The sequence below is a fragment of the Kitasatospora sp. NPDC093806 genome (genome assembly GCF_040683335.1).
GTDB lineage: Bacteria > Actinomycetota > Actinomycetes > Streptomycetales > Streptomycetaceae > Kitasatospora.
The window spans coordinates 1-10,919 of record NZ_JBFBDO010000120.1; the positions used below are offsets into that span (position 1 = coordinate 1).

Genomic DNA, 10,919 nt, shown 5'->3' on the forward strand with positions numbered 1-10,919 from the left:
CCACGATCTGGCCGGCATCACGCCGGTGTCAGGCACTGTCCCGTTCTGGTCGACCGTCACGGGTGGCTTCCTCGACACCTCCGCGCTGGACGCGGGGTACTGGTACACGAACCTGCGCCAGACCGTGGAGTTCCGCGACGGCGTGGAGGGTCTCCTGGCCGCCGGCCACGGCCTGTTCGTGGAGGTGAGCTCCCACCCGGTGCTCGTCCCGGCGATCGAGGAGGTCATCGGCGAACACGGCCCCGACCTCCAGGCGGCGGCCGTCGGCACCCTGCGCCGCGGTGAGGGCGGGCTCGCCCGGCTGACGGCGTCCCTCGGGCAGGCCTTCGTCCACGGCGCCCCCGTCGCCTGGCCGGCCCTGTTCGAGGGTACGGGTGCACGTCGCGTAGACCTGCCGACCTACGCGTTCCAGCACCGCCGTTTCTGGCTGGAGAAGCCGCAGGGTGACGGTGGTGTGGCGGTGGATCCGGTGGACGAGGCGTTCTGGCGTGCGGTGGAGCACGCGGACGTGGCGTCGGTGTCGGATGTGCTGGGTCTGGACGGCGGGCAGGAGGAGTCGCTGGGTGCGGTTCTGCCGGTGCTGTCGTCGTGGCGTCGGCGGGTGCGGGAGGACTCGACGGTCGACGGTTGGCGCTACCGCACCACCTGGAAGCCGGCCGCGATAGCCAACTCCGCTGCCCCCTCCGGTAAGTGGCTCGTCGTCACGGCCTCCGAAGGCGACGAGGCGGCGCGGGAGTTCTGCCTCGCGACCCTCGGGGCCGCCGGTGTCGGGACCGAGGTGATCGAGGTCGACGCGACCACGGCGGACCGGTCCGACCTGGCCGCGCGGTTGGCGGGCTGCGGGCCGGTGGACGGTGTGCTCTCCCTGCTGGCCTCCGCGGGCGGGCGGCACGTGGCCGGCGATGCGCTGACGGCCGGGCTGGCGGCGACCGTCGTCCTGGCGCAGGCGCTCGGTGACGCGGCCGTCGCCGCCCCGCTGTGGGTCGTCACCCACGGCGCGGTGGTGGCCGGTGCTGAGGACGACCGCCTGCCGGACCCCGAGCAGGCCCAGCTCTGGGGCCTCGGCCGGGTGGCCGCGCTGGAGTACTCGGAGCGCTGGGGCGGACTGGTCGACGTGGTCCTGGGCCAGGACGACGAGGCGGTCCGGGCAGGGCTGCTGGCCGCCCTGGCGGGTGGCCTGGAGGACCAGGTGGCCGTTCGCGGCTCGGGCGCGTTCGTGCCCCGCCTGGCGGAGGCCGGTCTGGGTGCTCGCCCGGCCGAGCGCCGCTGGCGGCCGTCGGGGACGGTGCTGGTGACGGGCGGTACGGGCGCGCTGGGCGGTCATGTGGCGCGTTGGCTGGCGGGGCAGGGTGCCGAGCACCTGCTGCTGGTCAGCCGGCGTGGTCCGCAGGCGCCGGGCGCCGACGACCTGGCCGCGGAGCTGTCCGCGTCGGGCGCGAAGGTGACGGTCGCGGCCTGTGACCTCGCCGACCGCGACGCCGTGCGCGCGCTGGTCGACGGCATCCCGGCCGAGTACCCGCTCACCGCCGTGATGCACACCGCTGTCGCCCTGGACGACGGCATGCTGGACTCGCTGACCCTGGACCGCTTCGACTCCGTGCTCCGCTCCAAGGCCACGTCGGCCTGGAACCTGCACGAGGCGACCCGGGACCACGAGCTCTCCGCCTTCGTGCTCTTCTCCTCGCTGGTGGGCACCCTGCCGTCGCTGGGGCAGGCCAACTACGCTCCCACCAACACCTACCTGGACGCTCTCGCCGAGCTCCGCCGGGCCGGGGGTCTCACCGCGACCTCCGTGGCCTGGGGCGCGTGGGGCGGCGTGGGCCTCGCCACCGGAGCGGCCGTCCAGGAGCAGCTGAGCCGCAACGGCATCCCCCCGATGGCGCCGGACCTCGGCATCAAGGCGCTCCAGCAGGCGCTGGACCACGACGAGACCGCCGTGATCGTCGCCGATGTGGACTGGGAGCGGCTCGACCGGCGACTCGGCGAGCTGCGGAGCTCGCCGCTCGTCGCGGACCTGCCCCAGGTGCGCAGGCTCCGTGAGGCCGCCGCCGAGGCCGCCGAGGCCGCCGGCGCCGCCGCCGGGGCGGGCTCCCTCGCGGAGCGCCTGCGCGGCCTGGCCAGGGACGAGCAGGACCGGCGGATCCTCGACCTGGTCCGCGCGCAGGTCGCCGGTGTCCTGGGGCACGAATCGGCGGACTTCGTCCAGGAGCGCCGCGCGTTCAAGGAGCTCGGCTTCGACTCGCTGACCGCGGTCCAGCTCCGCAACCGGCTGGCCGCGGCCACCGGCACGCGACTTCCGGCGACCCTCGTCTTCGACTACCCGACCCCCGAGGCGCTGGCCCAGTTCCTCGGTGACGAGCTTCTGGGCGTTCGACCGGACTCGGCGCCCGTGCCCGCCGGCGTCCGTACGGCGGCGCCCGCGGCGGACGAGCCGATCGCGATCGTCGGCATGAGCTGCCGCTTCCCCGGCGGGGTCCGCTCGCCGGAGGAGCTGTGGCGACTCGTGGCCGACGGCGTCGACGCGGTCTCCGGCTTCCCGGCCGACCGCGGTTGGGACCTGGCGAGCCTGTACGACCCGGACCCCGAGGTGCGGGGCAAGTCCTACGCGTGCGAAGGCGCGTTCCTGCAGGACGCGGAGGAGTTCGACCCTGGGTTCTTCGGGATCTCGCCGCGTGAGGCGCTGGCGATGGACCCGCAGCAGCGGCTGCTGCTGGAGACCTCCTGGGAGGTGTTCGAGCGGGCCGGCATCGCGCCGGACCGGCTCAAGGGCAGCGCGACCGGTGTGTTCATCGGCACCAACGGCCAGAGCTACGTCCCGCTCCTGATGGAGCGCGCGGACGAGGCCGCTGAGCTGGAGGGCTATGTGATGACGGGGAACACCGCGAGTGTGATGTCGGGCCGGGTGTCGTACGTGTTCGGCCTGGAGGGGCCGGCGGTGACGGTGGACACGGCGTGCTCGTCCTCGCTGGTGGCGCTGCACCTGGCGGCGCAGGCGCTGCGGTCGGGCGAGTGCGATCTGGCGCTGGCCGGTGGCGTGACGGTGATGTCGACGCCGGGTGCGTTCGTGGAGTTCTCGCGTCAGCGCGGTCTCGCGGCGGACGGTCGGTGCAAGGCGTTCGCGGACGCGGCGGACGGCACCGGCTGGGGCGAGGGCGTGGGCGTGCTGCTGGTGGAGCGCCTGTCGGACGCGGTCGCGAAGGGGCACAACGTCCTTGCGGTGGTGCGTGGTTCGGCGGTGAACCAGGACGGTGCGTCGAACGGTCTGACCGCGCCGAACGGTCCGTCGCAGCAGCGGGTGATCCGGCAGGCGCTGACCGGTGCCGGGCTCACCGGCTCCGAGGTCGACGTCGTCGAGGCGCACGGGACGGGCACCCGGCTGGGTGACCCGATCGAGGCGCAGGCGCTGCTGGCGACCTACGGTCGGGAGCGGGATGCCGAACGTCCGCTGTGGCTGGGGTCGTTGAAGTCCAACATCGGTCACACGCAGGCGGCTGCCGGTGTGGCGGGCGTGATCAAGATGGTGATGGCGATGCGGGAGGGTGTGCTGCCGCAGACCCTGCACGTGGACGAGCCCTCGACGGAGGTCGACTGGTCGACGGGCGCTGTTCAGCTCCTGACCGAGAACCGGGCGTGGCCGCAGGTGGACCGTGTTCGGCGGGCGGGTGTGTCGTCGTTCGGCGTGAGCGGGACGAACGCGCACGTCATCCTGGAGCAGGCCGAGCCGTCCGTGGAGGCTGTCGCGGAGGTTGTGGTCACGCTTCCCGCGGTGCCGGTGGTGCTGTCGGGCAAGTCCGTCGAGGCGGTCCAGGGCCAGGCCGCGGCTCTGCTGGAGCGGCTCGGGGTGAATCCCGAACTCGGTGTGCTGGAAGCGGGGTTCTCGCTGGCGACGTCGCGCTCGGTGTTCGAGCACCGGGCGGCCGTGGTCGCGGGCGATCGGGAGGAGCTGCTGTCCCGGCTCGCGGATGTCGCGTCGGGTTCGGTCGCGGTGTCCGAGGTGGTTTCGGGCCGTGTGGGTGCGGTGTTCTCGGGTCAGGGTTCGCAGTGGCCGGGGATGGGTGGCGAACTGAGCGCCGTGTTCCCGGTGTTCGCCCGGGCCTATGACGAGGTGTGTGCGGAGCTCGGTGTGGAGCTGCCATCGGATGAGGGCATCCACCGCACGGGGTTCGCGCAGCCGGCGATCTTCGCGCTTGAGGTCGCGCTGTTCCGGCTCTTCGAGTCGTGGGGTGTGTCGGCTGGTGTTCTGGCGGGTCACTCGGTGGGTGAGATCGCGGCCGCTCATGTTGCCGGTGTGCTGTCCCTGGCGGACGCCTGCGCGCTGGTGGTGGCGCGTGGTCGGCTGATGCAGGCGCTTCCCGAGGGCGGCGCGATGGTGGCCGTGGGTGCGTCCGAGGCCGATGTTCGGGAACTGCTGGACGGTACCGAGGGTGTGTGGGTGGCGGCCGTGAACGGTCCGTCGTCGCTGGTGATCTCCGGACACGAGGAGCAGGTCCTCGCCGTGGCCGCCGCTGCGGCGGAGCGTGGCTTCCGTACTCGTCGCCTGACGGTGAGCCACGCGTTCCACTCGGGTCTGATGGATCCGATGCTGGAGGAGTTCGGGGCCGTCGTGGCGGGCTTGGAGCTGCGTGAGCCGGTACTGCCGCTGGTGTCGACGGTGACGGGTCGGGTGGAGACGGAGCTGTGGACGGATCCGGGTTACTGGGTTCGTCAGGTTCGCGAGGGTGTGCGTTTCGCCGACGCCGTGGCCACCATGCTCGACCTCGGTACCGGCGCCTTCCTGGAGGTCGGCCCCGACGCGGTGCTGTCCGGGATGGTCGCCGAGTGCCTTCCGCAGGACGGCCCGGCGCGCGCCGTGGTCCCGTCCCTGCGTCGTGACCGTGACCAGGCTCGTACGGCCGTCGAGGGGCTGGCCCGGCTGCACGCGGTCGGCACCCCGGTCGCCTGGGAGACGGTGTTCGAGGGCACGGGTGCCCGCCGGGTCGATCTGCCGACGTACGCATTCCAGCGCCGCCGTTACTGGCTGGAGGCGTCGGAGCGGCCGGTGGTGACCCCGGAGCGGCTGTCGTCGGATGTGGTCGACGGCCGGTTCTGGGAGGTCGTCGAGCGCGGTGACCTGGCCGGCCTGAGCGCGGCGCTGGGTGTCGGTGAGGAGCAGTCGCAGTCCCTCGGCGAGGTCCTGCCGGTGCTTTCGTCCTACCGGCAGCGGGTGCGCGAGCAGTCCGCCGCCGACCAGTGGCGCTACCGCATCACCTGGGAGGCCCTCGCCGCGAAGACCTCCGACGCCCTGCAGGGCCGGTGGATTGTCGTGGCACCCGAGGGGGTCGACGAGAGCGACGCGGCCTGGGTCGACGCCTGCGTGAGCGCTCTGCGCGGCGGAGAGCGGGAGATCGAGCTGATCACCCTGCCTCTTCGGGCGCTGGACCGCGCGCGGCTGGCCGAGCGGCTGGCCGGTATCGGTGAGGCGGCCGGTGTGCTGTCGTTGCTGGCGTTGGACGAGCGGACTGCGAGCCCGGAGGGCCGGCTGGCCGCCGGGGTGGCGGGGACGCTGCTGCTGGTGCAGGCACTGGGTGACGCGGGTGTGGTGGCTCCGGTGTGGGCCGTGACGCGTGGTGCCGTGTCCGTGGGCGTCGGGGACCGGGTGCTGAGCCCGGTGCAGGCGCAGGTGTGGGGTCTGGGCCGGGTGGCCGCGCTGGAGCACCCGGAGTTGTGGGGTGGACTGGTCGACCTGCCGGAGGAGCTTGACGCGGCGGTGCTGGGCCGGCTGTCCGGCGTGCTCGCCGGGTTCGGCGACGAGGACCAGGTGGCGCTTCGCGCTTCGGGCGCGTTCGCCCGCCGTCTGGTCCGGGCTCTGGGTGAGGCCGGGGCGGCACCCGTGGCGGAGTGGCGGCCGTCGGGGACGGTGCTGGTGACGGGCGGTACGGGTGCGCTGGGCGGTCATGTGGCGCGCTGGCTGGCGGGCCACGGCGCCGAGCACCTGCTGCTGGTCAGCCGCCGCGGCTCCCAGGCGCCGGGCACCGACGACCTGGCCGCGGAACTGTCCGCGCTGGGCGCCAAGGTGACCATCGCGGCCTGCGACATCGCCGACCGTGCCGCGCTCGCCGCCCTCCTGGACGGCATCCCGGCCGAGCACCCGCTCACCGCCGTCGTCCACGCCGCGGGGGTGAGTACCTTCGGCAACCTCACGGACAGCGAGCCCACCGATCTGGAGCAGATGCTGAGCGGGAAGGCGGTCGGCGCCGCCCACCTGGACGAGCTCCTCGGCGACCGTCCGCTCGACGCCTTCGTCCTCTTCTCCTCCAACGCCGGTGTCTGGGGCAGTGGCGGACAGGGAGCGTACGCGGCGGCGAACGCCTACCTCGACGCGCTGGCGGAGAGCCGCCGGCAGCGTGGTCTGGCGGCGACGTCGATCGCCTGGGGCGTCTGGCGCGGGGAAGGCATGGGCGCGGACGGCGAGGTGGCGGAGCACCTGCGCCGCCGTGGCCTGGTCGAGATGGCGCCGGAGAGCGCCGTGGCGGCCCTGGTGCGCGCCGTGGGTGAGCAGGAGCCGTGCGTCACGGTGTCCGACGTGGACTGGCAGCGCTTCGCGATCGCGTTCACGTCGGTGCGGCCCAGCAGCCTGATCACCGGGGTACCGGAGGCGGCCCGCGCGCTGGCGGCTTCGGTGGAGGCGGACCGGGCCGGCGACGGTGAGGCCGAGGCGGTGCGGATCCTGCGGGAGCGGGTGGAGCGGGCGTCCGGCGCCGACCGTCGGCGGATCCTGGTCGAACTGGTCCGCCAGGAGGTGGCGGTGGTGCTCGGGCACGGGTCCGGTGCGGCCGTCGACCCGGAGCGCGGATTCACCGAGCTCGGCTTCGACTCGCTGACCGCCGTCGAACTGCGGAACCGCCTGCAGAAGGCCACGGCGGTGTCCTTGCCGGCCACCGCGGTCTTCGACTACCCGACCACGGAGGAGCTCGCCGAGTTCCTGCGTACCCACCTCGCTCCGGACGAGCCGGCGGGTGGGGAACTGGTCCGCTCGGAGATCGACCGCATCGACGCGGTGCTCTCCGGAATGGCCGTGGAGGAGCTGGCGACCTCGGACATCGAGGAGCGTCTGGAGAACCTCCTGGCGAAGGTGAAGAAGGCCCGGAGCGCGGACTCCGGCCAGCTCGCCGCCGACCGGCTCGACGAGGCCTCCGATGACGAGATCTTCGACATCATCGGCAAGCGCTTCGGGATCTCGTAGCTCGTCTCCCTCCTCCCCCCTACACCTTTGCTCGTCTGATTGGAACGGACCTAGCTCGATGGCTGCAGAAGAGAAGCTTCGGTATTTCCTGAAGCGGGTCATGGTCGACCTCGACGATGCCCGTGAGCGCGTGCGCGAGCTGGAGGAGTCGGCGCGGGAGCCGATCGCCATCGTGGGCATGTCCTGCCGCTACCCGGGCGGCGTGCGCTCGCCCGAGGACCTGTGGCGGCTCGTGGCCGACGGTGCCGACGGCGTCTCCGGCTTCCCCACCGATCGCGGCTGGGACGTCGACGGCCTGTACGACCCCGACCCCGAGGCCCGTGGGAAGTCGAACGCCCGGGAGGGCGGATTCCTGCACGACGCGGCCGAGTTCGACGCGGACTTCTTCGGGATCTCGCCGCGCGAGGCGCTGGCGATGGACCCGCAGCAGCGCCTGCTGCTGGAGACCTCCTGGGAGCTGTTCGAGCGGGCCGGGCTGGATCCGCACGAGTACAAGGGCAGCGAGACCGGCGTCTTCATCGGGGCCTCCTACAACGAGTACGGGGCCGAGGCGGGCAAGGCCTCGGAGGGCGCCGGCGACTACCTGCTGACCGGCAGCCTGACGAGCGTCGTCTCCGGCCGGCTGTCGTACGTGTTCGGCCTGGAGGGGCCGGCGGTGACGGTGGACACGGCGTGCTCGTCCTCGCTGGTGGCGCTGCACCTCGCCGTCCAGGCGCTGCGTGCCGGTGAGTGCGACCTGGCGCTCGCCGGTGGTGCGACGGTGATGTCGACGCCGGGCGCGTTCGTGGAGTTCTCGCGTCAGCGAGGGCTCTCCTCGGACGGCCGGTGCAAGGCGTTCGCGGACGCGGCGGACGGCATGGGCTGGGGCGAGGGTGTCGGGCTGCTGCTGGTGGAGCGGCTGTCGGACGCGGTGGCCAAGGGCCACAACGTCCTTGCGGTGGTGCGTGGTTCGGCGGTGAACCAGGACGGCGCCAGCAGCGGTCTGACGGTGCCGAACGGTCCCTCGCAGCAGCGGGTGATCCGCCAGGCCCTCGCCAATGCCGGCCTGTCGACCGCCGAGATCGACGTCGTCGAAGGACACGGCACGGGGACGCGGCTGGGTGACCCGATCGAGGCGCAGGCGCTGCTGGCCACCTACGGCCGGGAGCGGGACGCCGAACGTCCGCTGTGGTTGGGGTCGTTGAAGTCGAACATCGGTCACACGCAGGCGGCTGCGGGTGTGGCGGGTGTGATCAAGATGGTGATGGCGATGCGGGAGGGTGTGCTGCCGCGCACCCTGCATGTCGACGAGCCGTCGAAGGAGGTCGACTGGTCGGCCGGCACCGTCGAGTTGCTGACGGAGGGTCGGGCCTGGCCGGAGACGGGGCGGGTGCGTCGTTCGGCGGTTTCCTCGTTCGGTGTGAGCGGGACCAACGCGCACGTGATCCTGGAGCAGCCGGAGGAGGTCGTCCCGGAGGTCGCGGAAGTCTCGGAGGTCGCGGTCGAGCTCCCCGTCGTTCCGGTGGTGCTGGCGGGCAAGTCGGAGGCGGCGCTGCGCGGGCAGGCCGCCGCCCTGCTGGAGCAGGTCCGTGGGGGCCGGGTCCGCGCGCTGGATGTGGCGTTCTCGCGTGCGACCTCGCGTTCGGTGTTCGAGCACCGCGCCGTCGTCGTGGCGGGCGATGAGGGTGAACTTGTCGACGGTCTGGGCGAGTTGGCCTCCGGTGGGCTGCTGCCCGCGAGCGTGCTGTCCGGGTCGGGCGCCGTTGCGGGTTCGGGTGCGGTGTTCGTGTTCCCGGGGCAGGGGTCGCAGTGGTTGGGGATGGCGGCCGAACTGCTGGACGCTTCTTCGGTGTTCGCGTCGCGGATGGCGGAGTGCGAGCGGGCGCTCGCGGGTCTGGTGGACTGGTCGCTCGTCGAGGTCGTGCGGTCGGACGACGAGGGGTGGCTGGGCCGGGTCGACGTCGTGCAGCCGGTGCTGTGGGCGGTGATGGTGTCCCTGGCGGAGGTGTGGCGCTCGTTCGGCGTCGAGCCCGCCGCCGTGCTGGGGCACTCGCAGGGTGAGATCGCGGCCGCGGTTGTCGCGGGTGGTCTGTCGCTGGAGGACGGCGCTCGGGTGGTGGTCCTGCGGTCGCGGGCGATCGGGCGTGAGCTCGCCGGTTCGGGCGGGATGGTGTCCGTCGCGGTCTCCGTGGACGGTGTGCGGGATCTGCTCCTGGAGTGGGCCGGTGAGGGCGTCTCCGTCGCTGCGGTCAACGGTGCGGCGTCGACGGTGGTGTCGGGTCCGGCGGAGCCGCTGGAGGCGTTCACCGTCTGGTGCGAGGAGCGTGAGGTCAGGGTCCGCCGTATCCCGGTGGACTACGCCTCCCACTCCTCGATGGTGGAGGTCCTGCGCGACGGTCTGGCTCAGGACCTGGCCGGCATCACCCCCCTGACGGGCACCGTCCCGTTCTGGTCGACCGTCACGGGCGGTTTCCTGGACACCTCGGCCCTCGACGCCGGGTACTGGTACACGAATCTGCGCCAGACGGTGGAGTTCCGCGACGGCGTCGAAGGACTCCTCGCCGCCGGTCACGGCCTGTTCGTCGAGGTGAGCTCCCACCCGGTGCTCATCCCGGCGATCGAGGAGGTCATCGGCGAGCGCGGCCCCGACGTCCAGGCCGCCGCCGTCGGCACCCTGCGCCGCGGTGAGGGCGGCCTCGCCCGCCTGACGGCCTCCCTCGGGCAGGCCTTCGTCCACGGCGCCCCCGTCACCTGGCCGGCCCTGTTCGAAGGCACGGGTGCCCGCCGGATCGACCTGCCGACCTACGCCTTCCAGCGCGACCGCTACTGGCTGGACGCGCCCCTGCGCGACGACGCCGCGCCCGTCGACCCGGCCGACGAAGAGTTCTGGCGTGTGGTCCAGGACCAGGACCGGGACGGCCTGGCCCGCATCCTGGACCTGGGCGACGACACCCGGAGCACGCTGGACGCCTTCCTGCCCGCGCTCTCCACCTACCGCAGGCGCCGCCGCGAGAGCTCCGCGACCGAGTCCTGGCGCTACCGCACCGTCTGGCGTCCGCTGTCCGAGCGCACGGGCGCGCCGGTGGACGGCGGGTCCTGGCTGGTCGTCGTGCCCGAGGCCGACGTCGCGGGCGAGTGGCTCCCGCTGCTGCTCGACGGGCTGCGGTTCGCGGGTGCCGGCGCGACGGTCCTGCCGGTCGACGCCGCCGCCGTGGGGCGCGCGGGTCTCGCCGAGCGGCTGGCCGAGCACGCGACCGGCGTGGGCGAGCTCGCGGGTGTGCTGTCGTTGCTGGCGTTGGACGAGCGGGCCGCGGGCCCGGAGGGCCGGCTGGCCGCCGGGGTGGCGGGGACGCTGCTTTTGGTGCAGGCGTTGGGCGACGCGGGTGTGGCGGCTCCGGTGTGGGCCGTGACGCGTGGTGCGGTGTCGGTGGGCGTCGGGGACCGGGTGCTGAGCCCGGTGCAGGCGCAGGTGTGGGGTCTGGGCCGGGTGGCCGCGCTGGAGCACCCCGAGCGCTGGGGCGGTCTGGTCGACCTCCCGGTGACGGTCGACGAGGGCGTGGTGCGACGGCTGCTGGGCGTGCTGGGGGCCGGTTCCGCGGCGGGCGCCGGCGTGGTCGAGGACCAGGTGGCGCTCCGGGCGTCGGGGGTGTTCGGCCGTCGGCTGGCGCGTGCGGTGGCCGGTGGGTCGGGGGCCGTGCGGGACTGGCGGCCGTCGGGG

The 10,919-nt window shown here is 73.4% G+C and carries 2 protein-coding genes; both read left to right on the forward strand.

The window, feature by feature from the left end; translation table 11 throughout:
* Window positions 1-16: 16 nt before the first annotated feature.
* Complete coding sequence (locus AB0N76_RS34205) at window positions 17-7,222, forward strand: type I polyketide synthase (protein WP_363563972.1); 7,206 nt, start codon at window positions 17-19, stop codon at window positions 7,220-7,222.
* Window positions 7,223-7,280: 58 nt separating this feature from the next.
* Window positions 7,281-10,919: beta-ketoacyl synthase N-terminal-like domain-containing protein (locus AB0N76_RS34210; protein WP_363563964.1), on the forward strand; the 3,639-nt coding region annotated here is incomplete at its 3' end.